We start from the raw sequence: 26,685 nt of genomic DNA on the forward strand, positions 1-26,685 counted from the left end.
TGCAGATGAACCGGGTTGCTTTCTTCGCGGGCAAGCCTCGCTCCAACAGGGAGGCGAGCTTTTGTGGGAGCGGTGCTTGCCCGCGATGCAGGCGCTGCGATCGTGCAGATGAACCCGGTTGCTTTCATCCCGAGCAAGCTAGGCTCCCTCAGGTAATGCTCATCAGCATCCAAACCGAACGCCCCTGCCTCAAGATGGTCTGCTTCTGCATACCCCATAGAATTCATTTCCAAGGAGCCGCTTTGATGACCCAAGAATTGATTCTTAACCAGCGAATTGTCCTGGCCTCTCGTCCGGCAGGTGCACCGACTCCCGAAAATTTCCGCCTGGAACGTGAAGCCTTGCCGGACCTTCAGGAAGGGCAAGTGCAATTGCGCACTCTGTATCTGTCCCTTGACCCCTACATGCGCGGGCGTATGAGTGACGCGCCGTCTTATGCCGATCCAGTCGAGATAGACGGTGTGATGGAAGGCGGCGCGGTCAGCATCGTTGAGCAGTCGCGCAACCCAAAGTACAAGGTCGGTGACCGCGTGGTTGGCCAGACCGGCTGGCAGACTCACAGCATCAGTGATGGTGCGGCGCTGCAGCTTATCCCGAAAGACTTGCCAAGCGATTCCATGGCCGTTGGTGTGCTCGGTATGCCGGGTATGACGGCCTACATGGGCTTGATGGACATCGGCAAGCCGCAGGAAGGCGAAACGCTGGTAGTTGCGGCGGCCTCGGGTGCGGTGGGCTCAGTGGTGGGGCAAGTGGCCAAATTGAACGGCTTGCGAGTTGTCGGCGTAGCGGGTGGTGCAGACAAGTGCCGTTATGTGGTTGATGAGCTGGGCTTCGACGCGTGTATTGATCACAAAGGCGAGAACTTCGCCGAAGAACTGGCGCAGGCTTGTGGCAAAGGCATCGATATCTACTTCGAGCTGGTTGGCGGCAAAGTCTTCGATGCGGTGTTGCCGCTACTCAATCCCAGAGCGCGGATTCCGGTGTGTGGCGTGATTGCGCAGTACAACGCTCAGGGCGTGCCTGAAGGTCCGAACGACTTGCCACTGCTGTTGCGCACGATACTGACCAAGCGCGCCCGTATGCAGGGTTTTATCGTGTTCGAAGAGTACGGCCATCGCCATGAAGAGTTCTTCCGCGAAATGACGCCACTGGTCACCGAAGGCAAGATCAAATTCCGTGAAGACGTGGTGCAAGGCCTTGAGCAAGCGCCAGAAGCCTTTATTGGGCTGCTGGAAGGCCGCAACTTTGGCAAGCTGGTGGTTCACGTCTCTGACGCATGACGTAACCCTTGATTGACGCTGCAGGCAGGGCGCGGGTATAAACCGCGTCTTGTGTTTTTGTCGGACCTTTCTCCATGAGCTTCAGCCCACTGATTCGCCAACTGATCGATGCCCTGCGTACCCTGCCAGGCGTAGGTCAAAAAACTGCGCAACGCATGGCGCTGCAACTGCTTGAGCGTGACCGCAGTGGTGGTTCGCGGCTGGCGCTGGCGTTGAGCCAGGCGATGGAAGGGGTAGGGCATTGTCGGCAGTGCCGGACCCTGACCGAAGACGATCTGTGTCCGCAGTGTTCGGACACGCGTCGGGATGACACCCTGCTGTGCGTGGTGGAGGGGCCGATGGATGTCTACGCGGTAGAACAGACTGGTTATCGGGGTCGCTACTTCGTACTCAAGGGGCACTTGTCGCCGCTGGACGGGCTTGGGCCGGATGCGATCGGCATTCCGCAACTGCTGGCGCGTATCAACGAACAGGGGACTTTCACTGAAGTCATTCTGGCAACCAATCCGACTGTCGAAGGCGAAGCCACCGCGCACTACATCGCACAACTGCTGACCAACAAAGGCCTGATCACTTCACGTATCGCCCACGGCGTACCGCTGGGTGGCGAACTGGAGCTGGTAGATGGCGGCACGTTGGCGCACTCGTTCGCGGGGCGTAAGCCGATTGCGTTGTAAACGCCTGATGCTTAATCAGGCCGCGCTGTCTCGTGGCAAACACAGGACCTGTAGGAGCTGCCGAAGGCTGCGATCGCGGTATGTCAGGATAAATGCTTCGCAGCCTTTGGCAGCTCCTACAGAAAATGCATTTCAATCCAGTAGTTTGTATGTTGTTTGATGAGCGAATTCATTCACGAATGGGGCGGCCCTTAACAATTTGGGGCTGACACACCGCATTCGCGAATAAAGTGGAGCGCCACCCGGTCGCTCCCACAGAGGGCGGTGGGCTTACTCCGTCAAACCAAAGCTGGTCAGGCAAAACGTCGGGATCTGCAGGTCTTGCAGGCGCTTTGAGCCGCCCAGTTCCGGCAGATCGATGATCGCAGCAGCTTCGTGGATCTTCGCGCCCATGCGGCGGATCAGGTTGGCGGCGGCGATCAGCGTTCCGCCTGTGGCGATCAGATCGTCGAACATCACCACCGAGTCGCCGTCGCACAGGCTGTCGGCGTGCACTTCAAGAAATGCCTCGCCGTATTCCGTCTGATACCCCTCTGACAGCACGTCCGCAGGCAGTTTGCCCTGCTTGCGAAACAGGATCAGCGGCTTGTTCAGTTCATAAGCCACAATCGAACCGATCAGAAAGCCCCGTGCGTCCATCACACCGATGTGGCTGAAATCAGCCTCGATGTAACGCTGCACGAAGCTGTCCATCACCAGCCGAGTGGCTTTAGGGGATTGGAACAGTGGGGTGATATCGCGAAAGATAACGCCCGGTTTGGGAAAGTCCACGACCGGGCGAATCAGGGATTTGAAGCTGGCTTCGTCGAAAATCATCAGGTGGTCCAGGGCTGGAGTTTAAATCGATGGCCTAGTCTAAAGGCGCCAGCTCCGGATCGCACCCTCAGCTTTCGATAGCACCGCCCGCCAGTGCGCATAGCTGGATCGGATCAAGGATCCTGATCTCTTTGCCTTCCGCAGCAATCAGTTCGTTCTGCTGGAAGCGGGTGAATACCCGGGACACTGTTTCCACCGCGAGGCCCAGGTGATTGCCAATCTCGTTGCGCGACATGCTCAGGCGGAACTGGTTGGCCGAAAAGCCCCGTGCACGGAAACGTGCCGACAGGTTGACCAGAAACGTAGCGATGCGCTCGTCTGCGGTTTTCTTCGACAGCAGCAACATCATTTGCTGATCGTCACGGATTTCCCGACTCATGACCCGCATCAACTGACGGCGCAGCTGCGGCAGTTGCACGGAAAGTTCGTCCAGACGCTCAAACGGGATTTCACAAACCGAGGTTGTTTCCAGTGCCTGAGCCGAAACCGGATACGCTTCAGCGTCCATGCCCGACAGGCCCACCAGTTCGCTGGGCAGGTGGAAACCGGTCAATTGCTCTTCGCCACCGTCACTGATGTTGAAGGTCTTCAGTGCGCCCGAACGTACCGCGTATACCGAGCCGAAAGTGTCACCCTGACGGAACAGGAACTCGCCCTTTTTCAGCGGGCGACCGCGTTTGACGATCTGGTCCAGAGCGTCCATGTCTTCAAGATTCAAGGAAAGTGGCAAGCACAGCGGAGCCAGACTGCAATCCTTGCAATGGGCCTGGGTATGAGCGCGTGCTTTGACTGGCTCGGACATCACTTTATTCCTTGTGGTAATCACACATAAGTCATAAGGGTAACTCACCAGTGACTATTCAAGCCAGCGCCGAACCGCCGCAGGGCTTTCCGGGTCGTGAAGCCTAGGCCAGCATGCTGATGCTGGCCAGGGTGTTGGCCCCCACGCGGCCTCCTAAGGTATCGGGGTTTCCCACAAAAAACGTTTAGATCACCCGGGAAAAACGCTGGCGATTCTGTTCGGTCAGGTACGCGTCGAAGATCATGCAGACCGAGCGCACCAGCAGCCGACCGGCGGGCAGTATTTCGATACCCGTCGCCTCCAGGGTGATCAGCCCGTCGCTGGCCATGGTCGTGAGCTGCGGCCATAACTCGCGGAAATAAGCCCGGAAGTCGATCTCGAACTCCGTTTCGATGTCGGCAAACCGCAACGTGAAATGACAGACCAGTTGTTGAATCACCGCTCGGCGAATGCGGTCGTCCTGATTGCACACCAGGCCGCGTTTGGTCGCCAGTTGGTCGCTGGCCAGCAGGCTTTGATAGTCAGCCAGATCGTTACTGTTCTGGCTGTACAGGTCGCCGATCTGGCTGATCGCTGAAACGCCCAGACCAATCAGGTCGCAGTGCCCATGAGTGGTGTAGCCCTGGAAGTTGCGGCGCAGGGTCAGCTCTTCCTGAGCGATCGCCAGTTCATCATCAGGCAGGGCAAAGTGATCCATACCGATGTAGCGATACCCGGCGGTGGTCAATTGCTCGATCGTGTGTTCGAGCATCTGCAGTTTGTTTTCGGGTGAGGGCAGGTCATTGCTGTTGATACGCCGCTGCGGCATGAAGCGCTCCGGCAGGTGTGCGTAGTTGAACACTGACAGCCGGTCGGGTTGCAGGGCGATGATTTCTTCCACTGTCCGCGCAAAAGCCTGGGCTGTCTGTTTGGGCAGCCCGTAAATCAGGTCGATGTTGACCGAACGGAACTGCAGGGTACGTGCGGCATCGATGATTGCCTGGGTTTCTTCCAGACTTTGCAGGCGATTCACCGCGCGCTGAACTTCAGGGTCCAGATCCTGCACGCCGAGGCTGACCCGGTTGAAGCCCAGTTCGCGCAACAGCCCCATGGTCGACCAGTCAGCTTCGCGCGGATCAATCTCGATGCCATAGTCACCGGAGTCATCGTCCAGCAGGTTGAAGTGCTGGCGCAGAAAACCCATCAGTTGGCGTAATTCATCGTGGCTCAGAAAGGTCGGCGTGCCGCCACCAAAGTGCAGTTGCTCGACTATTTGGCCCGGATCGAGGTGGCAGGCAATCATCTGGATTTCATGTTCAAGCCGTTGCAGATAGCTCTGGGCGCGACCGCGATCCTTGGTGATGACTTTGTTGCAGGCGCAGTAGTAGCAAATGTTGGCGCAGAACGGGATATGCACGTAAATCGATAGCGGGCGGACGGCTTTGCGGCTGTCGCGCAGTGCATGCAGCAGGTCGAAAGCGCCGACCTGTGTGTGGAATTGCACCGCTGTGGGGTAGGAGGTGTAACGTGGTCCCGCCAGATCGTAGCGGCGAATCAGATCAGAATCCCAACGGATGGCGTCGAGCATGTTGGCGTTCCCTGGGGCGGCTGGCAGTAACGGTCAGTCTAAGGAAACGCGCTTGCAGTTCTTTTGATATGGGTCAATGGCCCATCAACCAGTGCTGATGCGGGCCAGGCAGCGTCCAGAGTCCGAACACGATCACCAGCAGGCCGCCTGCCATCCGGACGCCGCGCTTGCGCAACAACGCGGTAGTCCGTTGCGCGGCAAGGCCGGTTGCCAGTAATACCGGGCAGGTGCCGATGCCGAAGGCCAGCATCAACAAAGCGCTGTTGATGGCATTACCCTGGCTCGCCGCCCAGAGCAGGGTGCTGTACACCAGCCCGCAAGGCAACCAGCCCCACAGTCCGCCCAGCAGCAACGCGCGCGGCAGGCTCGACACCGGCAGCAGTCGATTGGCGACCGGTTGAATGTAACGCCACAACCAGCGGCCCAGGCCTTCGATTCGGGTCAGACCGCTCCACCACCCGGCGAGATAAAGGCCCATGGCGATCAGCAGCAACGCGGCTACCACGCGCAACGCCAATGCGCCAGGGCTATTGGCTACTGCCCAGCCCGCCAGACCGGTTAATAACCCGGCGCACGCGTAGCTGAAAATTCGCCCGAGGTTGTAGGCCAGCAAGAGCCGAAAACGTCGGCTGCGTTGCTCCTTGGGTATGGCCAGTGTCAGCGCGCCCATCAGCCCGCCGCACATGCCCAGGCAATGCCCTCCGCCGAGCAGACCGAGGATCAGGGCGGAGGCCAGGAGGGGGAGGAGGTCAGTCATGAGTGCTGGCCTCCCACACAAGCACCACCCTGTAAATTCGCTCAAACATCGTCTTTTTTCTTTCCCGTGGCTTCGTCCACGGCCGCCTGATGTTTCGGGTCCTGGTCATCAAAGAGAATGCTGTGCGCCGGGCCTTCCATGTCGTCGTATTGGCCGCTGTCCACTGCCCAGAAGAAGATATAGATAGCCACGCCAACCAGCAGCAACGCCGCCGGGATCATGATGTAGAGCGCTGGCATAAAGCCTCCGAAGCAGGCTGCCGATGAGGTGCTGAGGTGGACGGCATGCGGGTCAGGCGCAACGCGTTGAGAACCACCGCCAATGAACTGATGGACATGCCCACCGCAGCCCAGATGGGGGTGATCCAGCCGAGGGCCGCGAAAGGCAGCATGAGGCCATTGTACAGCCCGGCCCAGAGCAAATTCTCAATGATCACCCTGCGTGTCCGGCGCGCCAGACCAAAGGCTTGAATCAGTGCTTGCAGCCGGTTGGACAGCAGGACCGCGTCGGCACTGGTTTTCGCCAGGTCAGTCGCCGAGCCCATGGCGACGCTGATGTCGGCAGCCGCCAGAATCGGTACATCATTGACCCCGTCGCCGAGCATCAGGACTTTACGCCCTTGCTGCTGAAGCTGTTGCAGGACGGCCAGTTTGGCATCGGGCTGCAGGCCGCCGCGGGCTTCGTCGATACCCAGTTCGGCGGCAACCTGAGTAACCATCGGCGAGCTGTCGCCTGACAGCAGCAAGGTTTTCCACCCACGCGCCTTGCAGTCCTGCAGCAGTGCGTGGGCATCTTCACGTAGTCGGTCATCGAGTACGAACCAGGCCAACGGCCCCTCACGGTCGCCCAGTAACAGATGCTGGCCGGTTTGATCCGGCGCTGGCGGAGTATCCCCGCGGCTCAAAGCGCAGACAAACTCCGGTTGCCCGATCCGTAGTATTTGTCCGTTGACGACACCTTCAAGCCCCAGCCCCGGTCGGCTGAAGACCTCTTCGGCAGCCACGGGTGCGCGGCCGAAGGCTTTTGCGATGGGGTGCTCCGAACGATTCTCGAGGGCGGCAGCGAGACGCAGGCAGCTGTCTGCATCCAGTTTGCCCAGCGGCTTGATACTGCGCAGCGCCAGCCGTCCTTCGGTCAGTGTTCCGGTTTTGTCGAAAATCACCGTGTCGATCTGATTCAAGCCTTCCAGCACATGGCCCCGTGTCAGTAAAAGTCCCAGTGTGTGCAGGGTTCCGGTGGCGGCCGTCAGCGCTGTCGGGGTGGCCAGAGACAGGGCGCAAGGGCACGTCGCGACCAGCATCGCCAGCACGATCCAGAACGCCCGTGACGAGTCGATCTGCCACCAGACAATGCCGATAATTGCCGCGGCAATCAGCGAGAACAGCAAGAACCACTGCGCTGCCCGATCAGCGATTTCCGCCAGTCGGGGTTTTTCCGCCTGGGCGCGCTCCAGTAATCGGACGATGGCCGACAGGCGGGTTTCATGGCCCAAAGCGAGCACTTCCACGGTGAGCGTGCTTTCGACGTTCAAGGTACCCGCCGTGACCGCATCGCCAGGGTTACGCTGCTGAGGCAGGTACTCACCGGTCAGCAACGATTCGTCGATGCTCGATTTACCTTCGAGGATTGTGCCGTCGGCGGGCAGCACCGCACCGGGCTGCACCAGTACCTGATCACCGAGCTTCAGTTCGCTGAGCAGGATGCGTTCGCTCTGCCCCTGTTTATCCAGACGCAGGCAGGACGCGGGCAGCAGATTGACCAGTTGTGCGGTGGCCGCTGCAGTGCGCTCGCGAGCGCGGCGCTCCAGGTAGCGACCGGCCAGCAGGAACAGGGCGAACATGCCCACCGCATCGAAGTACAACTCGCCGTTGCCGGTGATGGCGGTCCAGATACCCGCGACATAGGCACCGCCAATCGCCAGGGATACGGAAACGTCCATGGTCAGATGGCGGGTGCGCAGGTCCCGCATGGCCCCGCGAAAGAATGGCGCGCAGCTGTAGAAGACGATGGGTGTCGTTAGAAACATCGCCACCCAGCGCAGGATGGTGTGCATCTCCGGGCTGAGATCCATGTTGAATTCCGGCCAGGTGGCCATGGTCGCCATCATCGCCTGGAACCACAGCAGCCCGGCCACACCGAGCTGGCGCAGGGCCTGACGATTTTCATCAGCCAGTTTTGCTGCAGCCCGGTCAGCCTGATAAGGGTGCGCGACGTAGCCGATACTGCGCAATTGGCTCAGTAGCTGGCTCAACGGCATTTGGCCGTCGGACCAACTGACGTGGAGCCTGTGGTTCGACAGATTCAGACGTGCTTCAGCGACGGCGGGCAGGGTGCGCAGGTGGCGTTCGATGAGCCAGCCACACGCCGCACAACTGATGCCCTCTATCAACAGCGTCGTTTCTGCCTGTTCGCCTTGATGTCGTACGAACGGTGCCTGCACCTCAGCGCGGTCGTACAACGCCAGTTCGTCCAGCAACTGCGCAGGAAGTGTTTCCGGATTGGCGGACGCCTGGCTGCGATGGCGGTAATAACTTTCCAGGCCACCGGCAACGATCGATTCAGCCACCGCCTGACACCCCGGACAGCACATCGCCCGGGTTTCCCCGAGCACGACGGCGGTATAGCGACTGCCGGACGGAACGGGCAGGGCGCAGTGGTAGCAGGGGGTGGGTGTGGTCATTGGGTCTTCAGCGTGCAGGTCTGGAACGTGGTAATTGTGGGAGCGAATTCATTCGCGAAAGGGCCAGCACATTCGCAGCCTATGTATTGGCTGGAATACCGCCTTCCCGAATGAATTCGGTCCCACACAGACTGTGTGAAAACTACTGCAGGCTGGGCACCTTCGGTGCTACGCGCACAATACTGCGTTAAAAACAGGCGAAAAATGCTCATTTAGAACACTAGAGTCGGACGCGACCCCGGCCGTTTTTCGCCTGTTTTTGCCTTGTCTTGCCGTCGCTCGCTACGTTTTCACACAGTCTGCACAGGATCTATGCCATTCAGTGGAACCGGATTTACTTCCTTAAATCTTCCGCACCCTGAATCGCTTCATCACCCAGTGCAAGGTCTTTGTCGTGGCTGATCAGCTCTTCTTCGAACAGCCGCCAGGTCTGGCCATTTTCGCTGCCCAGCAGTTCGACAAAACGCCGGCCTTCGACTTTGTCGGTCAGTTGGCCGATGTAGCGATCCGGTTCGGTAGCGCTTTGGGTCAGGAAAATTCTGCGGTCTTTCTGCGGCTGGGTCGGGGAGATCAGGTTCAGCTCCAAGGTCTTCGGTTTGCTGTTGCCGCTCAGGCGCAAGTCGGCCTCACCCGTCAGCTCGTCCAGACGCACACTGGCCTTGAGCTTCAAGGTCTGGGCCAGCAGTTCGCGGTCCAGTGAGCGATTGATGCCTTTGCCGGCTTCGTAATAATTGTCGTTGACCAGGTTATCCGGGTTGTTCACCGCGATGGTCACCATGGTCAGCGACAGGGTGACCGAACAGGTCAGAATACCAATCAGGATCCATGGCCAGATGTGCTTGTACCAAGGGCTTTGCGCAGTTGCGACGGACATGGAGTGCTCTCTTTAACGAACTTGCGGGCCGATAAACCGGCTTTTGGTTTCTGCGTGAGCGTCGCCGTCTGCATCCTTGAGGATGAAGATCACCTCGTTGGTGCTCGATGGCAGTTTTTCAGGAGCGATGGACAGCTCGACCGGCATGCTGAAAATTTCTCCGGCAGGCACCCGGAACTCACGACGGCCCTGCAGTTTCAGGTCAGGCAAACCGGTGGCATCCAGCACGTAGGTGTGATCGATCTGGTCCTTGTTCATTACTTTCAGGCTGTAGACGTTCTCGATTCGGCCTTCGGCGTTCTCCCGGTACAGGACGCGGTCCTTGCTGACGTCAAAGCCGACCAGCGCGCGCATGAAGAATGCTGAAACCAGCAACCCGATCATGATCAGCAGCACCGCCGCATAGCCGAGCAGTCGCGGCCGCAATGTGTGGGTAACCTGACCGGAAAGGTTGTGCTCGGTGGTGTAGCTGATCAGGCCGCGCGGGTAGTCCATCTTGTCCATGATGGTGTCGCAGGCATCGATGCAGGCGGCGCAACCGATGCACTCGACTTGCAGGCCGTCACGGATGTCGATGCCAGTGGGGCAAACCTGCACGCACATTGTGCAGTCGATGCAGTCGCCCAGACCTTGTGCCTTGTAGTCCTGTTCTTTTTTGCGCGGGCCTCGTTTCTCTCCACGGCGTGGGTCGTAGGACACGATCAGGGTGTCCTTGTCGAACATCACACTCTGGAAGCGTGCATAGGGGCACATGTAAATGCACACTTGCTCACGCAGCCAGCCCGCGTTGCCGTAAGTGGCAAGGGTGAAGAACCCAATCCAGAAATACGCCCAGCCATCGGCCTGCCCGGTGAACAGCTCAGTGACCAGGTCGCGAATCGGCGAGAAGTAGCCGACAAAGGTCAGCCCGGTGGCGAAACCGATCAGCAGCCAGAGGCTGTGCTTGGACAGTTTGCGCACGAGCTTATTGGCGCTCATGGGGGCCTTGTCGAGCTTGATACGCTGGTTGCGGTCACCCTCGGTGACCTTTTCGCACCACATGAAAATCCACGTCCAGACGCTTTGCGGGCAGGTGTAGCCGCACCACACCCGGCCCGCGTAGACGGTGATGAAAAACAGGCCGAACGCGCTGACGATCAGGATGCCCGACAGGAGGATGAAATCCTGCGGCCAGAACGTCGCACCAAAAATGTAGAACTTGCGCTCCGGCAGGTTCCACCACACTGCCTGATGCCCACCCCAGTTCAACCAGACCGTGCCGAAGTAAATCAGAAACAGCAAAGCACCGCCGAGCATGCGCAGATTGCGGAACAGACCGGTGAAGGCGCGGGTGTAGATTTTTTCTCGTGAGGCGTAAAGGTCGACCGTCTGATTATCTTTTCTGGACGGCGGGGTGACGTTGACGACAGGAATGTTATTGCTCATCAGTGTGTCCCACGGCAGTGGAAAAATGCCTCAGCCAGTGCATGCCGACCGGGTCAGTAGCGTGCCGTTCATAGCGGCAATGATACGCCAGCAGTCCGGCGGTGGTGCGTATCAGGTGTGCCGGATCGCGGCGAATCATGATGCAAACAAATGTAGAACGTGCTGATCCGGATCAATTGACTTGTAAGTTAAGAGCATATTTTGTGTGGTATACGATCTCCTGTGGGAGCGGTGCTTGCCCGCGATAGGGCTGGACGCGGTTCACTTTAGATCGCATCGCGGGCAAGCCCGGCTCCCACACAGAGTGCATTTTAATTCAGAACCAAAGTTTGCAAAATGAACTGACGCTACTCAGCCTTCTCCCCCTGCGACAAGCTGTAAACATACGCCGCGAGGATGTGCACTTTGTCATTGCCCTGAATCGCTTCCTGAGCAGGCATCTGCCCCTGGCGACCGTAACGGATGGTCTGCTGCAATTGCGCGTAGCTTGAGCCGTAGATGAACGCCCCCGGATGAGTCAGGTCTGGCGCGCCCAGTGCCTGAGTGCCTTTGCCTTCCGGACCGTGGCAGGCGACGCAGGTGGTTGCATAGATTTTCTGGCCTGCGACCGGATCAGCTTTGGCGTCTTCCGGTAATTTTCGACTACCCAGTACGGTCAATACATAGGCCGAAACGTCACGTACGCCTTGTTCCTTGATTGCCTCGCCCCAGGCCGGCATCACCGCATGGCGGCCGCCCATGATCGTGGCTTTGATGGTTTGTGGCTCACCGCCCCAACGCCAGTCGTCGTCCGTGAGGTTGGGGAAGCCATAAGCGCCTTTGGCGTCTGAGCCGTGGCACACCGAACAGTTGGAGGCGAACAGGCGACCACCCATTTTCAGGGCCTGCGGATCCTTGGCGACTTCTTCTATCGGCATAGACGCAAATTTGGCGAAGATGGGACCAAATCGTGCCTCGGAGCGTGCCATTTCCTTTTCCCATTCGTGCACGCCCGTCCAGCCGGTCTGGCCGTCGGAGAATTCGATTTGCTTCTCGGTGTTCACGTAACCGTAGCCCGGCCAGAGGCCTTTCCAGTTACCCAACCCGGGATATAGCACCAGATAGCCCAAGGCAAAAATGATCGTGCCGATGAACAGCATGAACCACCATTTGGGTAGTGGGTTGTCGTACTCCTCAATGCCATCGAAGGAATGACCGACGGTCTCTTCCGTAGCCTCGTCGCGCTGACCCTTGCGGGTCGACAGCAACAACCACGTCAGGGCGAAGATGGTGCCCAGGGTCAGAACGGTGACGTAGAGACTCCAAAAGGTACTCATTGCTTGCTCCCGGAAGCTTTTTCCTGCTCGACCTTTTTGATCGCTTCGGGGTCGTCCGCGAAGGGCAGCAAGGTTGCGTCGTCAAACTCTGACTTGCGCCGCGGGCTGAACACCCAGAGCGCCAGACCGATAAAGGCCACCATCACCACCAGGGTGCCCAGGCCACGAATCATCCCGATATCCATCAAGATCACCGTTTGCTTTTGATGATGGTGCCGAGGCCTTGCAGATAGGCCACCAGTGCATCCATTTCGGTTTTGCCTTTCACGGCTTCCTGCGCTCCAGCGATGTCTTCATCGGTGTACGGCGTGCCGAGAGTGCGCAAGACCTGCATTTTTTTCGCGGTTTCCTTGCCGTCCAGACGCTTCTCTACCAGCCACGGGTATGCGGGCATTTTCGATTCCGGCACCACGTTGCGCGGGTTATACAAGTGCGCGCGATGCCAGTCATCGGAGTAGCGTCCGCCGACCCGCGCCAGATCCGGTCCGGTGCGTTTGGAGCCCCACAGGAAAGGGTGATCCCAGACGCTTTCGCCCGCTACCGAGTAGTGACCGTAGCGCTCGGTTTCTGCACGGAACGGACGGATCATCTGCGAGTGGCAGCCTACACAGCCGTTGGCGATGTACACGTCGCGGCCTTCGATCTCCAGCGCGGTGCGCGGCTTCATTCCCTCCACCGGCAGGTTGGTCACGTCCTGAAAAAACAGCGGGACGATTTGCGTCAGCCCGCCGATGCTGACGGCGATAACCATGAAGAAGGCCAGCAGGCCAATGTTCTTTTCGAGAACTTCGTGCTTCATCAGTGGGCTCCCACGACGGCGATCTGTGCCGCAGCTTCGGCCTCGGCTGGGTCTGAAGCACGCACGGTGCGCCAGACGTTGTACGCCATGAACAGCATGCCGCTGGCAAAGAACGCGCCGCCGACCATACGCACGATGTAACCAGGATGACTCGCCTGCAGGGCCTCGACGAATGAATAGGTCAGCGTGCCGTCATCGTTGATGGCCCGCCACATCAGCCCTTGGGTGATGCCGTTGACCCACATCGACGCGATGTACAGCACGGTGCCAATCGTGGCGAGCCAGAAGTGCGCGTTGATCAGGCCGATGCTGTGCATCTGCGGCCGACCGAAGACTTTGGGAATCATGTGGTAGGTCGCGCCGATGGAGATCATTGCCACCCAGCCCAATGCCCCCGCGTGCACGTGGCCGATGGTCCAGTCGGTGTAATGGGAGAGGGCATTGACCGTTTTGATGGCCATCATCGGGCCTTCAAACGTCGACATGCCGTAGAAGGCGAGGGACACCACCAGAAAGCGCAGGATCGGGTCGGTGCGCAATTTATGCCAGGCGCCCGAGAGCGTCATCATGCCGTTGATCATGCCGCCCCAGCTCGGCGCGAGCAGAATGATCGACATCACCATGCCCAGCGATTGTGCCCAGTCGGGCAGTGCGGTGTAGTGCAAGTGATGTGGACCCGCCCAGATGTACAGGGTGATCAGCGCCCAGAAGTGCACGATGGACAGGCGATACGAGTAGATCGGCCGCTCGGCCTGCTTGGGCACGAAGTAATACATCATGCCGAGGAAGCCGGTGGTCAGGAAGAACCCCACCGCGTTGTGGCCGTACCACCATTGAATCATGGCGTCGGTGGCACCCGCGTAGGCTGAATAGGATTTGAACAGGCTGACCGGCAGCGAGATGTGATTGACGATGTGCAACATGGCGGTGACGACGATAAATGCACCGTAAAACCAGTTGCCGACATAGATATGTTTGGTCTTGCGTTTGACGATGGTGCCGAAGAACACCGCGCCATAAACGATCCAGACAATCGCCAGTAAAATAGCGATCGGCCATTCCAGTTCGGCGTATTCCTTGGTCGTCGTATAGCCCATTGGCAAGGTGATGATGGCGCTGAGGATAACTGCTTGCCAGCCCCAGAACGAAAACGCCGCCATGCCATCGGAAATCAGTCGGGTCTGACACGTGCGTTGCACGACGTAATAAGAGGTGCCGAAAAGAGCGCAGCCGCCGAACGCGAAGATCACCAGGTTGGTATGAAGCGGTCGCAAGCGTCCGAAACTGGTCCATTCCAGTCCCAGGTTCAGTTCTGGCCAGACCAGCTGTGCGGCGATGAAAACGCCAAGCCCCATGCCCAGGATGCCCCAGACCACCGTCATGACGGCGAACTGGCGGACCACCTTATAGTTATAAGCGGTCGGACTGATTGCTGTGCTCATTATCAGGTTCCACGGTTTTGGCTATTTATTAGTATGAAATGACGGATGTGCTTAAACCAGACGCAAGCATGCTCTGCGGTCGTTCCAGGCGTATTCCGACGCGGAGCGTAAAGGAAAAACCTGTCCTGGTGGACAGAAAGTTACTGGAGGGTACAGGACGGGTGAAATCAGGTGCGTGAGTGGCGGACATTTGCAGCTTGCCGGGCAGCAAGCGAACAGCCCTGGTTCGTCAGGCCGTTGAGCATCTGCAGAGCACTAATGTCGGGCACGTTCCTTTCACTTGGCCTGTGGCCAGCCATCGCCAGTCCACTAACAGGCAAGCTTAGTCCCGAAAGACGGGAGAGGAAAGGGTGGAGGTCGCTTAGCTGGAATGCTATCCCCTGTGGGAGCGGTGCTTGCCCGCGATGCAGACACCGCGATTTTGCAGGTGAACCGAGTTGCTCTTATCGCGGGCAAGCACCGCTCCCACAGGGATAGCATTCCAGTTCAAGATATGTGTACTGCTGAATAAGGGAAAGACTGCTGAGTAAAGGGACCACCGCACCCTGTTGCAGGGTGCGGCGTTGAAGGGGTCCACAATGTTGCTCTATGTGCTACTGCGCCGCTTTAACCGTTTCGACGGGTTGATCAGGACCCTTCGACAGGCTGTAAACATAAGCGGCCAGCAGCTGTACTTTGTCATTGCCCAATAAATCGGCCTGAGCAGGCATATGACCTTGGCGACCAAGACGAATGGTCTGCTGCAACTGCGCCAGGCTGGTGCCGTAGATGAAACCGCCCGGCTGCGTGAGGTTTGGGGCGCCCATGACTTCGGTGCCTTTGCCTGTTGCGCCATGACAGGCTACACAGGTAGAGCTGAACACTTGCTGTCCGGCCGCCAGATCCGCCTTGTCATCGGCGGGCAACGGCAGGCCTGCCAGTGAGTGACGCACATAGGCCGCTACGTTCTTTACACCTTCTTCGCCGATGACCAGTCCCCACGCCGGCATGGCCGCGACCCGACCCGCCATGATGGTGGTCTTGATCGTGTCGGCATTGCCTCCCCAGCGCCAGTCGTTATCCGTCAGGTTCGGGAAGCCGTAAGCGCCTTTGGCGTCAGAGCCGTGGCAAACCGAGCAATTGGAGGCAAACAGACGGCCACCCATTTGCAGCGCTTGCGGATCCTTGGCGACCTCTTCCACTGGCATGGCCGCAAATCGGGCAAAGATCGGCCCGAAACGGGCATCGGCCTTGTCCATTTCCTTCTGCCATTCGTTGACACCGGTCCAGCCGTCGTCATAGCCGGGGGCAATGCCTTTCCAGTTGCCCAGCCCCGGATACAGGATCAGGTAACCGACCGCGAACACCAGCGTACCGGCGAACAGCATGAACCACCATTTGGGCAGCGGATTGTCATATTCCTCGATGCCATCGAAGCTGTGCCCCATGGTCTGGTCGGTACTGCCTTTGGTTTCGCCCTTGCGCGTGCCGATCAACAACCAGGTCAGGCCGATCAGGCTGCCAATGGTCAGCACGCAAATGTAGGTGCTCCAGAAGGTGGTCATGGCTGTTTACTCCGCACAACAGGCTGCTCTTTTGAAAGTTGCTCGATAACGGGTTTCGGCAAAGGCTCATCGGCGAACGGTGCGAGGCGGGCTTCGGCGAATTCAGCGTTGCGTCGACTGCTGAACACCCAGAGCGACAAACCGATGAATGCAATGGCCACGATCAGGGTGCCGAGGCCGCGTAGATCTTGAATATCCATGGCTCACCTCTTGCTCTTGATCGCAGTGCCGAGCACTTGCAGGTAGGAAACCAATGCATCCATCTCGGTCTTGCCCTTGAGGGAGGCAACCGCGCCGCTGACATCGTCATCGGTGTAAGGCACGCCCAGCGTGCGCATGGCCTTGATCTTGGCTTCGGTGTGGCTGCTGTCGACTTGCTGAGTGACCAGCCACGGGTACGCAGGCATTTTCGATTCCGGCACGACGTTGCGCGGGTTGTATAAATGCGCGCGGTGCCAGTCATCTGAATAGCGTGCGCCAACTCGGGCCAGGTCCGGACCGGTGCGCTTGGAACCCCACAGGAAGGGGTGATCCCAGACGCTTTCGCCCGCTACCGAATAGTGGCCGTAGCGTTCTGTCTCGGCGCGGAACGGCCGGATCATCTGCGAATGACAGCCCACGCAGCCTTCACGGATATAGATGTCGCGGCCTTCCAGTTGCAGGGCGGTGTAAGGCTTCATGCCCTCAACCGGTTTGTTGGTGACGTCCTGAAAGAACAGCGGGACGATTTGCGTCAAGCCGCCAATGCTGACGGCCAGCACCATCAGAATCATCAGCAGGCCGACGTTTTTCTCGATAGTTTCATGTTTCATGGCGAGCTCCTCAGGCCATCTGCGCAGCGGCGGCAGCTTCGACTGGGTTGGAGGCCCGGACGGTGCGCCAAGTGTTGTAGGCCATCAGCAACATACCCAGCAGGAAGATCGCACCGCCTGCCAGGCGCACGATGAATCCGGGATGGCTGGCCACCAGCGCTTCGACGAAGGAGTAGGTCAAGGTGCCGTCTTCGTTGATGGCGCGCCACATCAAACCTTGGGTAATGCCATTGACCCACATCGACGCGATGTACAGCACGGTGCCAATCGTGGCGAGCCAGAAGTGCGCGTTGATCAGGCCGATGCTGTGCATCTGCGGGCGGCCGAAGACTTTCGGGATCATGTGGTACAGCGCGCCAATGGAGATCATCGCCACCCAGCCCAGAGCACCGGCATGTACGTGGCCAATGGTCCAGTCGGTGTAGTGGGAGAGGGCGTTGACGGTCTTGATCGCCATCATCGGACCTTCAAAGGTCGACATGCCGTAGAACGCCAGTGAGACCACCAGAAAGCGCAGCACCGGATCGCTGCGCAACTTATGCCAGGCGCCGGAGAGGGTCATCATGCCGTTGATCATGCCGCCCCAGCTTGGCGCGAGCAGGATCAGCGACATCACCATACCGAGCGATTGCGCCCAGTCGGGCAGGGCGGTGTAATGCAAATGGTGCGGACCGGCCCAGATGTAGAGGGTGATCAGCGCCCAGAAATGCACGATGGAGAGGCGATAGGAGTACACCGGACGTTCGGCCTGTTTCGGCACGAAGTAGTACATCATCCCCAAAAAGCCCGCGGTCAGGAAAAAGCCCACCGCGTTGTGCCCGTACCACCATTGCACCATGGCATCGGTGGCGCCGGAGTACAGCGAGTAGGACTTGGTCAGGCTGACCGGCAGTTCCAGGTTGTTGACGATGTGCAGCACAGCAACAGTGAGGATGAACGCACCGAAGAACCAGTTACCGACATAGATATGTTTGGTCGTGCGCGTGGCCACGGTGCCGAAAAACACGATGGCATAAGCCACCCAGACAATCGTGATCAGGATGTCGATGGGCCATTCCAGCTCGGCGTATTCCTTGGAACTGGTGTAACCCAGCGGCAGGCTGATGGCCGCCAGCAGGATTACCAATTGCCAGCCCCAGAAGGTGAACGCCGCCAGTTTCGGCAGGAACAGCCGGGTCTGGCAGGTACGTTGTACCGAGTAATAGGAGCTGGCGAACAGCGCACAGCCGCCGAACGCGAAAATCACCGCGTTGGTGTGCAGTGGACGCAAACGACCGAAGCTCGTCCAGGGAAGATCGAAGTTCAGTTCAGGCCAGACCAGTTGGGCGGCGAGAAAGACGCCGAGGCCCATCCCGACAATTCCCCAGATCACCGTCATAATGACGAACTGGCGGACCACCTGATAGTTGTAGGCGGTACTGTTAGTTGTGTTCATTTAGTTATGTTTCCCATCCAGGCTAGGTCGGGGCGTTACGCGCAGGTTTAGCGCCGGTTATTGGCAGACTCATCAAAAGCGAGGCAAGCATGAGCATTGGGCAAAGTGCCGGTATTGACGAAGATCAATGCGCGCAACTGGCAAAAGACCACGGCTGGTTATGGAATCAGGCCGCTACAGACACACGAAGCGAGCCTTTGGCGACGCTGATCCTGGCTCACGGGGCAGGCGCACCGATGGACAGCGATTTCATGGACGACATGGCTGAGCGCCTTGCCGCGCAAGGCGTCAACGTGTTGCGCTTCGAGTTTCCCTATATGGCGCAGCGCCGCGTCGACGGACGTCGTCGGCCGCCCAATCCGCAGGCACAACTGCTCGAATGCTGGCGGCAGGTTTACGCCAGCGTGCGACCTCATGTCACTGGATGCCTGGCCATTGGTGGCAAGTCCATGGGGGGGCGTATGGCCAGCCTGATTGCCGATGAACTGGAGGTGGATGCACTGGTCTGTCTGGGCTATCCCTTCTACGCAGCGGGCAAACCGGAAAAACCCCGGGTCGCCCATCTCGCTGAGTTGAAAGCCAGAACGCTCATCGTTCAGGGCGAACGCGATGCATTGGGTAATAAAGAAACCGTCGAGGGGTATGCCTTGTCCCCGGCGATTGAATTGCTGTGGATCCCTGCCGGAAATCACGACCTCAAGCCATTGAAATCGGCGGGCGTCAGCTATGACCAGTGCCTGGCTGAGACGGCTCAGCGTATTGCCCAGGTGCTGACCTAGAACGTCTTGCAGTCCAGATCGAAGGCGCCATCAGTGACTGAAAAATTGATCGCCGAAATGCTGAAACTGAACTCACCCCGCAAACGTGGGGCGCAGCGGTCAGCTTCCAGCAGCGTCAAATGGCCGTCCTGAAAATGCGCTGAGTGGTAAATCAGGCTTTTGAAGTGCGGCGTCTGGTTGTAAATGAAGTTGATCCGCGAGTTGCCGACAATGTCATAGGTGCCCGGTAGCAAGTCACGGTCGAAAAACAGCCCGATGCTGACGCGCTTGCCACCGACCTTGCCATCAGCGATGACCTTCCAGATCCAGTGGTTGGGTCTGGTTCCCAGTTCCGGCCGTAAAGTCGACCCGGCCAGCACCGACTTCACAACCAGAGGCTGATGATTGACCGTAGCCCGAAATTCGCCAGGGCTTAATCGCGATGACGCGATAGACGTTGCGGAAAAACCGGAAGTGTTCATGAGTGTGCTCTGCGCAGGTTCAAGGGTTGTCGCAAAGGGAAAAGAGCGCCGCCGTCTCGACGACGCCCGAAGGTGAAATGGGGTCCATTAAACAGCCAGTACCCGGCTTCAGCGGATCGCTACCCCCAGCGAGGTGTTGTGGTACTTGAGCTTGTAGTTGGAGCCGGTCACCAGGTTTTTCACGAAATACCACTTCATACCGACCAGGTTTTGCGCCGCAACCGTCGATGACCAGTAATTGCCATTGCCTAGCGGCCACTGACTGCCGAACGTATTGAAGATTTGATTCAACTCGTCACTGGATGGAAGCCGTGCACCTTTGGCCGATGCCGCGTCATTCATCTGAGCAAAGCTTCCGCTGCCGAGGCCCAGACAATGAATCACCCCGGTCACCGAGACGTGATAACTGGCGGTCTGACCGCGGGCATCCGTCACCGAAATCGTCGCGGTGCCTTTGCCGCGCACAGACGTCATTCCGGTTGCGTCGACCTGTGCCACCTGGTTATCGCTCGAACGGTACGTGTAGGGCTCCAGTCCGCCACTGGCCGTGCGTCGCACCGTGGTATGAGGCGGGAATGAAGGAAGGAGCTCCGGTGAAGCGGGGATTAGATAGATCTTGCCGTTCAAGGTTACCGGCGAGGTATCGAACTGAATGCCTTGCTGGACTCGCATCCACAAAGGGGCTGACACCACCGCTGTGCCCGCTCGCGTCACGGTGTAAGTCGCACTCGCGGATCCGCCGATGCTTTGGACGATATAAGCCTTGGGGATATTGAACTGCAACTGCGCGTCAGCACCGATCACTTGCGCAGGCGTGTCGTAGTGGCTGGTCCCTTCCCAGCGAACAAACACACTGTCGCCGCTGCTCATCTCCGGGTAGCTGACCCGCACTGTCGCGCCTGATTCGGGGATATTCGACGGGGTGAGAAGGCCATCGGGGCCGACGGTGTCCATGGTTGGGGCTGGGAGGCGGGCAAGGCCTGCCTGGATTTTCAGTCGCAATATCCCGGAGGTTTGGGTGCTGCCATTGGCTCGTTTGATTGAATAGGAAATCAACACGGTCTGACCTTTGTTCGCTTCGACCAAGGCTGCCGAGAACGGAATTTCAAGGTCCCTGCCTGCTTCCCCATCGGTGATGGTTTTTTCCTTGCTGTCACTCGCATTAGGGCCGCGCCATGTGACCTCAATACGGTCACCGCTTCCTGACTGTGCGCTGGCGCCTACGACTACCGTCGCCCCGTTGCTCGCGTCCACCGGGTCAAGGGTATCGCCCTGTGCTTCCTTTACCACTGGCAACGGCAGTTCAGGCAAGACTTGAAGTTGCAACTTGACCCGCACCGCCTGAGCATCGTTCGAGAGGTTGCCCGCCAGATCGGTCACGGTGTAGTAAACCGGAGCTTCGATATCGCCAATGCTCTCCAGAAACTCCCGGGTGAAATCCACCATCACCCGCTGCAAGCCCATGTCATCTTTGCCAACAAACGCAATCGGTCCTTCGACAGTGCCCCAATAAGTGCGGATCACGTCGCCTTCCTTCATGTCGCTGTAGCCTGCGATCTTGCCGGGCAACACATTCCCCAGCGCTTGCAGTTCGGCTGAAGTCAGGCCGTTCTGAATGGCGGGTGGGAGGATGATCGGGGCGAGCAGGGGATTGCCTGGGGCGGTGCGGTCGATTTCGACAGGGGATACCTGCGAGTCCGTCTGTACGCTGTTTTCCAGATTGACCAGACGATAAGCCAGACTATGTTTTCCATCGGTCAACGCGGCGACTGGAATGTCCAGCGTGAGAATATCGCCCGGTTGATCATCCTCATTGATTAACTTGGTTACGCCAATAGGGGTTTTGTCCCATAGCAGCCTATAACTTGTGTTGGGAACGACAGCAGACCAGGCCGGGAAAGTAACAGTGACAGGGCTCGTCAGCGCACTAACAGGCAGCAAACCCTCGTTATTCAAACTGATGTCGACTGTGGGAGGTACAAGGTTGCTGTCTCCTGCCAAAGTGTCAGTAGTAGATACTTTGTTTGATTTATACATTTTAATTTCTTCCATGGTTGTTGTTTGGCCCACTCCTGCTTACGCAGGAATGGGTGAAAAAAGGATGTGTCAGTGCCGCCAGTTACACGCCGACGAAGGTTTACTCATGTTGATTCGAACCCGAGTGGTGCGAGAGGTGGCTGGGCTTTGATTGCTTTCTTCTGGCGGAATAACTTTAAAGTGAGCCTCACCATAACCTCGACAAATTAGTTTGAGGTGAGTCGCAGGCACTTTAAATGTATATCCGTTAATAACATCGTTAGCGTCAAGCTCTCGCTCGTCCTGATAATTGGCCGCTTCCAGAGGGTTGTTGTTATCATCAAAGGCAATAAAAGTAAATTGAATGATTTGATGCCGCAGAATGTTTACATAGGGTACGATCGTTACTGGCGCACCATCCGGGTTTTCAATGGGACCCACCACGCCACCGGCGTTAGTAATAAATGTCGGACCATCCAGCCCGTCTATTCCGCCAGGTGTTTCTTCTCGTGATCGAACAACAACATCTTGAGAGAGTGAGTTCGCCGGATTCGGGTTACCAAAGCGAGTCACGTTGTACCGCACTGGAATCGCTGGCCCTGTGCCTTGGTTTTTTACAATCCTGCTTGATATAGGGATATTCAGGTCGCGTTGAGCAGTCACATCAGTGTCTTTGATTTGATACCACTGAGGAATAAGCTCCTGACCCCAACTCAGGTTCAGGTCATCGCTTGTTCTGAAGTCTGACTTCCATTTTACGATGGCTCGAGCATTCAATTCATAGTCGTCCTCATCAATGAAGTTATCGTCAAGGTTCGGGTTGGTCACGCTGGTACCCTGAATAACGGGTGCATCCAGTTGCTCGGCGACCGGCAGCGTCAGAAAGACGTCAACATTACTGATTAACGAACTGCCGATACTTTGACCTGCGCGCAGTACTTCGTATGTAACGTTGGGGCGACCCTCCGGAGTGATAGCGATGGTTTCATAAGGGACCGTGATCGAGAGAACGATATCCTCATTTTCGTTGCCAGCGGGTAGTGGCAATGGCAGTGAGGAGTTTCCGTCTCCCCAATGGAGAACGATCAAGTCTAATGCTGCGGCGTCAGGGTAATGCGGGATGTCCACATTGACGCCAGCCTTGGCTTCCGCATAGTCGATGAGACCGCCCAGAGCAGGGTCGATAATCGGCGCTGGAAAATCATCCGGTATTTCCTCCAGCAGCAAGCGGACCAGCACGCCCAACGAGCGAGCTGAGGTGTTACCTGCGCGGTCGGTGACCGAGTAACTCACGATACCGTTGAAGCTGCCCAGGCCTTCCAGAAACTCCCTGCTATAGGTAATGATCACCCGTCGCAAGCCCATGTCGTCGGCGGTTACATCCGCGCCCGGCCCTTCGACATCACCCCAGAACGTGCGCACCACGTCATGCTTGGCCATTCCGGTGTAGCTGCCAATTTCAACATCAAGCTTGTCGCCCAATTGGGTCAGCTCTGCCGAGGTCAGTCCACCATCAACCTCAGGCGGTAGCTTGACCGGTCCCAACTGAGGGCGCCCCGGCGGCGTCAGGTCAACTTCTACACGAGTGTGCAGCGACTGCTCCTTTACACCGTTTTCGCTGTTGATCGTTTGGTACCTCAGGGAGTGCACTCCCTCAACCAGATCGGCTACTGGGATTTCCAGCACCAGTTCATCACCCGGTTGCTCGTCATCAATGGTTTTCGGCTCGCCCGTTACGGAACCATTCCAAAAAATCTGGTAGGTATCGCCGGGGTTTGCAGCATCCCAGACTTTAAATTCGACCCTGACCGGTAAGTCCAGCTTCTCAATCGGTAACAGGCCTTCATTGTCATCATCGTGGAATGCGTCTGGCACAAATGGAGCCGCCAAGTTCGGCGAAACAGCTCGAGAAGTTCGAGAGTAGTTAATTGTAGGAATTTTCTTTGAGTTAATCATGATTGTGGTCTCTTTTAAGGATGATACTTGCCAATACTCACGCCATCAGAAAGGACGAAAGTTGATGTCCGCTAGTGCGGGTATGTAGGTCACAGGTCTTCCCGTGGCGCTGTAAGATACGGCGTAAGCGCGTATCTCCATTTTTAACTAATCGGGTTTTTGGATTGCTGTCAATGGGGGTGGTACATATTTGTTGAATTATTTTTTCTTGTCAGTGTTCTCTGAAATAATTTGAAATCTGCTTCCTACAAATTTTTGTAGTCCGTAGTACATTTCATGCAAGTATTTAAGTCCTGTCCGACATTTTCTTGAATAGATAGTGGGGCGCTGGTTTGATTGCGCTGTTTGAGAATAGGCCTTTACTGATGTGAAGGTAGGTTTATGCAACAGGGTAAAAGGTCAATACCGGTTTGTGCGTTTGGCGCTTTGGCAATTTTTGTAGGCGGGAGCTCAGAGCTCTGCGCTGCAATTCCAGCACACTCGTCCATAAAGCAAGAGGGTGAGTTTCGGAAGGTTACTTCAATAAAAGAGGAGGTCATAGTCAATGGAGAGTCGGTGAAAGCCATCGTGATTGATTATCGAACTGAGAACGTCGTCGGGGGCGTGGTATCAGATGACTATCTTGTTAGACGAGGCGGAATATTGAATGTTTCCGGCGGTGCGATACTGAAATCGATAACTGTCAGCTTTGGTCTGACGAATATTAACGCCAGTGCTGTAATGAATGGCTTGTTTCTTACAAGTGGGCGTGCAACGGTGAACGACAGTACGGTCCGTAACGAAATGGGTACGGGATTAAGTGCCACCGCTAATAGAAGTCCGGACAATTGGGATGGTGGTTCAACGGTCAGCGTCTTGGGCAGTACCGTATCTGGGGCTGGTACCGGGATTTTGGTAGGGCCTGAAAGTGTCGTCACTGTGCACGCGTCAAAAGTGACAGGTATTGGCGAGAGGGTTCCTGGAAGTGATGCTTTCGGCGAGGGAATAAGGGTGACTGGAGGCACCCTTGCGATAAGCGGGGCCAGCTACGTTGAGGGTCTCCATCAAGGTCTTAAAATCAGGGATGATCGCCAAGAATCGTTAGATTTCGATAATGTGGTGACGATCGATGGTTCTGTTATCAGAGGTCTGGAAGGGCCTGCAATTGCTATCGACGCCGATGGCGGCACGACTGATCTTGCTATCCGCAATGGCTCTGAACTCATCTCTGGTAACGGCATTGTGCTGGATGTAAAAGGCACCGGGTTGACCAACTTCAGTGTCGACAACAGCGTCCTTAATGGCAATGTCGTTTCTGACACCACCAGCACCCTGAACATCACCCTGCAACGCAATGCCCAGCTCACCGGCAATATCATCAATAGCGACACGTTGGCAATCAACTCCGGTGCGAGCTGGACACTGGCGGATAGCAATCAGGTGAAGTCGCTGGCCATGAGGGGCGGGCGGGTGAGTTTCGGCGAGGGAGCGCACAAGACGCTGACCCTGGGCGAACTCTCCGGTCGTGGGACCTTTGATATGCGGGTCAATCTGGATGACCGTCAGGGTGATTTGTTGCGGGTTGAGGGCCAGGCCAGCGGTAGTCACGGTTTGCGCGTGAAAAATACAGGTGTTGAGGTAGTCGACCCTGACATGCAGCGCTTGCTGCTGGTGGACACCGACGGTGGCGATGCGCAGTTCAACCTTGTGGGCGGGCGTGCGGATCTGGGTGTTTATTCCTACGAGTTGGAGCAGCAGGGCGATGACTGGTTCATTGTCGGCTCGGGCCGGGGCATTAGCCCCTCGACTCAGAGTGTTTTGGCGCTGTTCAACGCGGCGCCGAACATCTGGAACAGTGAGTTGAACACGTTGCGTAGCCGTATCGGTGAGGTGCGCGGCCATGAACAGGGCGGCGGCTGGATGCGCGCTTATGGCAGCCGTTTCAATGCCAGCACCGGCGACGGAATTGATTATCGAAACAACCAGAGCGGCATGACCCTGGGTGCGGATGCTCCACTGCCGGTAAGCGTCGGGCAGTTGTCATTGGGCTTGATGGCCGGATACAGCAAAAACGATCTGGCGATCGGGCAAGGCACCAGTGGCAAAATCGGCAGCTACTACGTCGGTGGTTACGGCACGTGGTTGCTGGACGATGGTTACTATCTGGACGCGATGCTCAAGTTCAACCGCTTCCGCAACGAGTCAAAGGTGGCCATGAGTGACGGGGACAGGGCGAAGGGGAATTACCAGAGCACCGGCCTCGGTGGCTCGTTGGAGTTCGGCAGAAACATCCGCTTTGCCAACGGCTATTTCCTTGAGCCGTATGCACAGTTTTCCAGCGTGTGGATCAAGGGCGACAGCTACGCGCTGGATAACGGTATGCAGGCGCGTAATGACCAGACTCAATCGGTGTTGGCCAAGGTCGGAGCATCGGCTGGCCGCAGCATCATCCTCAAGGACGGCGCAGTGATGCGACCTTACGTGCGACTGGCAGCGGCTCAGGAGTTTGCAGGCGACAACGAGGTCAAGGTCAACTCGAGCCGCTTTGATAATGATTTGTCTGGATCACGGGCAGAAGTGGGCGCCGGGGTTTCGGTGTCCTTGTCTGAACGTCTGCAGTTGCATGCTGACTTTGATTATATGAAAGGTCGGCATGTCGACCAGCCATGGGGCGCGAATGTGGGGTTGAAGTTGGCGTTCTAAAGAGGCGGCGCCTGAGATGGGTTGACAGGACCTGATCCTCCTGTGCCATTACACATTTGCATCACCCCCGGCGAACCATCGTCGGGGGTTTTGTTTTTATAGCCCGTCAGGCGGTATCTATCGGACTGCCTGGGCCGCGACCCGTACGTCTCTGCTTGGGCGGCGCGGGGTCGCTGCTGACGGTAACGCGTACGGCGGGAGAGGTGCCAATCAACTGCTGATCGCGATGGACCTCGTAGTAAACATCCACCAGACCATAGTGCAGATGAGCGATGAAATCGTAGCTGATGCACAGGACGCGTACTGTGCTGTCCTTATCAATGGTACGTAAATGAATCTGGGTAGAGGATTTGTTCTGCCCCCAATAAAACACGAGGGTATCGCCCAGACGCATTTTCTCTGAGCCAGGAATATTGACATTGACTCCGGCATGAGCCTGTTCGTAGGTCACGGTATTAGGTTTGACGTGCGACAGCTTGGGGGCTTTCAAGTGTCTGGAGATGTTCAGTTCGGGATGCTGTATTGACACAGTGTCGTCCGTAACTTGTGGAAGTGGATTGATGGG

Annotated in this window: 25 protein-coding genes; 4 read left to right on the forward strand and 21 right to left on the reverse strand. The window is 57.4% G+C overall.

Annotated features, from left to right (window positions below; all coding sequences use genetic code 11):
• Positions 1-233, reverse strand: a 233-nt coding sequence (locus EE949_RS29675; protein WP_206335715.1) for a hypothetical protein, incomplete at its 3' end; no start/stop codon positions are given.
• A 12-nt stretch (positions 234-245) separates the two neighbouring features.
• Between EE949_RS29675 and EE949_RS22475 the strand changes: the two genes are divergently transcribed.
• Complete coding sequence (locus EE949_RS22475) at positions 246-1,280, forward strand: NADP-dependent oxidoreductase (protein WP_122666307.1); 1,035 nt, start codon at positions 246-248, stop codon at positions 1,278-1,280.
• 74 nt (positions 1,281-1,354) lie between these two features.
• Positions 1,355-1,957, forward strand: a complete 603-nt coding sequence (gene recR, locus EE949_RS22480; protein WP_122666308.1) for a recombination mediator RecR — start codon at positions 1,355-1,357, stop codon at positions 1,955-1,957.
• A gap of 270 nt (positions 1,958-2,227) precedes the next feature.
• On the opposite strand, the gene EE949_RS22485 is transcribed toward recR, so the two are convergent.
• From EE949_RS22485 to ccoN (EE949_RS22560), 16 genes are all read right to left on the reverse strand, one after another.
• Positions 2,228-2,773 carry an adenine phosphoribosyltransferase gene (locus EE949_RS22485; RefSeq protein ID WP_027900957.1) on the reverse strand — a complete coding sequence of 182 codons (546 nt, stop codon included), beginning with the start codon at positions 2,771-2,773 and terminating at the stop codon, positions 2,228-2,230.
• A gap of 67 nt (positions 2,774-2,840) precedes the next feature.
• Positions 2,841-3,575, reverse strand: coding sequence for a fumarate/nitrate reduction transcriptional regulator Fnr (fnr, locus tag EE949_RS22490; protein WP_122666309.1), 735 nt, complete (start codon positions 3,573-3,575; stop codon positions 2,841-2,843).
• Between the two features lie 184 nt (positions 3,576-3,759).
• Positions 3,760-5,142: an oxygen-independent coproporphyrinogen III oxidase gene (gene hemN, locus EE949_RS22495; RefSeq protein ID WP_122666310.1), complete on the reverse strand. Its 1,383-nt coding sequence runs from the start codon at positions 5,140-5,142 to the stop codon at positions 3,760-3,762.
• A 73-nt stretch (positions 5,143-5,215) separates the two neighbouring features.
• Entirely contained in the window at positions 5,216-5,899 is a 684-nt protein-coding gene (locus EE949_RS22500; RefSeq protein ID WP_122666311.1) for a sulfite exporter TauE/SafE family protein, read from the reverse strand.
• 41 nt (positions 5,900-5,940) lie between these two features.
• Entirely contained in the window at positions 5,941-6,138 is a 198-nt protein-coding gene (ccoS, locus tag EE949_RS22505; protein ID WP_122666312.1) for a cbb3-type cytochrome oxidase assembly protein CcoS, read from the reverse strand.
• The gene (locus EE949_RS22510; RefSeq protein ID WP_122666313.1) at positions 6,117-8,579 is read right to left on the reverse strand and encodes a heavy metal translocating P-type ATPase; all 2,463 of its coding nucleotides are present in this window, start codon (positions 8,577-8,579) and stop codon (positions 6,117-6,119) included. The genes ccoS and EE949_RS22510 overlap by 22 nt, the downstream gene beginning before the upstream one ends.
• A gap of 334 nt (positions 8,580-8,913) precedes the next feature.
• Entirely contained in the window at positions 8,914-9,453 is a 540-nt protein-coding gene (locus tag EE949_RS22515) for a FixH family protein (protein ID WP_122666314.1), read from the reverse strand.
• Positions 9,454-9,465: 12 nt separating this feature from the next.
• Positions 9,466-10,878 carry a cytochrome c oxidase accessory protein CcoG gene (ccoG, locus tag EE949_RS22520; protein WP_122666315.1) on the reverse strand — a complete coding sequence of 471 codons (1,413 nt, stop codon included), beginning with the start codon at positions 10,876-10,878 and terminating at the stop codon, positions 9,466-9,468.
• Positions 10,879-11,225: 347 nt separating this feature from the next.
• The gene (gene ccoP, locus EE949_RS22525; RefSeq protein ID WP_122666316.1) at positions 11,226-12,194 is read right to left on the reverse strand and encodes a cytochrome-c oxidase, cbb3-type subunit III; all 969 of its coding nucleotides are present in this window, start codon (positions 12,192-12,194) and stop codon (positions 11,226-11,228) included.
• On the reverse strand, positions 12,191-12,379 hold the full coding sequence (locus EE949_RS22530) for a cbb3-type cytochrome oxidase subunit 3 (RefSeq protein WP_122666317.1): 189 nt from the start codon (positions 12,377-12,379) through the stop codon (positions 12,191-12,193). The genes ccoP (EE949_RS22525) and EE949_RS22530 overlap by 4 nt, the downstream gene beginning before the upstream one ends.
• A 5-nt stretch (positions 12,380-12,384) precedes the next feature.
• Positions 12,385-12,993, reverse strand: a complete 609-nt coding sequence (gene ccoO / locus EE949_RS22535; RefSeq protein ID WP_122666318.1) for a cytochrome-c oxidase, cbb3-type subunit II — start codon at positions 12,991-12,993, stop codon at positions 12,385-12,387.
• Positions 12,993-14,435: a cytochrome-c oxidase, cbb3-type subunit I gene (gene ccoN, locus EE949_RS22540; RefSeq protein ID WP_122666319.1), complete on the reverse strand. Its 1,443-nt coding sequence runs from the start codon at positions 14,433-14,435 to the stop codon at positions 12,993-12,995. Before ccoN (EE949_RS22540) ends, ccoO (EE949_RS22535) begins: the two co-directional genes overlap by 1 nt.
• A gap of 593 nt (positions 14,436-15,028) precedes the next feature.
• Entirely contained in the window at positions 15,029-15,979 is a 951-nt protein-coding gene (gene ccoP / locus EE949_RS22545) for a cytochrome-c oxidase, cbb3-type subunit III (RefSeq protein ID WP_122666320.1), read from the reverse strand.
• Positions 15,976-16,179 carry a cbb3-type cytochrome oxidase subunit 3 gene (locus EE949_RS22550; protein WP_122666321.1) on the reverse strand — a complete coding sequence of 68 codons (204 nt, stop codon included), beginning with the start codon at positions 16,177-16,179 and terminating at the stop codon, positions 15,976-15,978. Before EE949_RS22550 ends, ccoP (EE949_RS22545) begins: the two co-directional genes overlap by 4 nt.
• A 3-nt stretch (positions 16,180-16,182) precedes the next feature.
• Positions 16,183-16,791: a cytochrome-c oxidase, cbb3-type subunit II gene (ccoO, locus tag EE949_RS22555; RefSeq protein ID WP_122666322.1), complete on the reverse strand. Its 609-nt coding sequence runs from the start codon at positions 16,789-16,791 to the stop codon at positions 16,183-16,185.
• Between the two features lie 10 nt (positions 16,792-16,801).
• Positions 16,802-18,226, reverse strand: a complete 1,425-nt coding sequence (gene ccoN / locus EE949_RS22560) for a cytochrome-c oxidase, cbb3-type subunit I (RefSeq protein ID WP_122666323.1) — start codon at positions 18,224-18,226, stop codon at positions 16,802-16,804.
• Between the two features lie 89 nt (positions 18,227-18,315).
• Between ccoN (EE949_RS22560) and EE949_RS22565 the strand changes: the two genes are divergently transcribed.
• Entirely contained in the window at positions 18,316-19,005 is a 690-nt protein-coding gene (locus EE949_RS22565; protein WP_122666324.1) for an alpha/beta family hydrolase, read from the forward strand.
• Here the strand turns inward: EE949_RS22565 and EE949_RS22570 are convergent.
• The 3 genes from EE949_RS22570 to EE949_RS22580 form a co-directional block, all read right to left on the reverse strand.
• On the reverse strand, positions 19,002-19,466 hold the full coding sequence (locus EE949_RS22570; protein WP_122666325.1) for a hypothetical protein: 465 nt from the start codon (positions 19,464-19,466) through the stop codon (positions 19,002-19,004). The genes EE949_RS22565 and EE949_RS22570 overlap by 4 nt on opposite strands.
• A gap of 108 nt (positions 19,467-19,574) precedes the next feature.
• Positions 19,575-21,503: an Ig-like domain-containing protein gene (locus tag EE949_RS22575; protein ID WP_122666610.1), complete on the reverse strand. Its 1,929-nt coding sequence runs from the start codon at positions 21,501-21,503 to the stop codon at positions 19,575-19,577.
• A gap of 69 nt (positions 21,504-21,572) precedes the next feature.
• Positions 21,573-23,438 carry a hypothetical protein gene (locus EE949_RS22580; RefSeq protein ID WP_206335716.1) on the reverse strand — a complete coding sequence of 622 codons (1,866 nt, stop codon included), beginning with the start codon at positions 23,436-23,438 and terminating at the stop codon, positions 21,573-21,575.
• 783 nt (positions 23,439-24,221) lie between these two features.
• On the opposite strand from EE949_RS22580, the gene EE949_RS22585 reads away from it, so the two are divergent.
• The gene (locus EE949_RS22585; protein WP_122666612.1) at positions 24,222-26,120 is read left to right on the forward strand and encodes an autotransporter outer membrane beta-barrel domain-containing protein; all 1,899 of its coding nucleotides are present in this window, start codon (positions 24,222-24,224) and stop codon (positions 26,118-26,120) included.
• 106 nt (positions 26,121-26,226) lie between these two features.
• On the opposite strand, the gene EE949_RS22590 is transcribed toward EE949_RS22585, so the two are convergent.
• The gene (locus EE949_RS22590; RefSeq protein WP_240350422.1) at positions 26,227-26,649 is read right to left on the reverse strand and encodes a hypothetical protein; all 423 of its coding nucleotides are present in this window, start codon (positions 26,647-26,649) and stop codon (positions 26,227-26,229) included.
• Positions 26,650-26,685: the final 36 nt, after the last annotated feature.

Source organism: Pseudomonas viridiflava (assembly GCF_900602065.1).
GTDB lineage: Bacteria > Pseudomonadota > Gammaproteobacteria > Pseudomonadales > Pseudomonadaceae > Aquipseudomonas.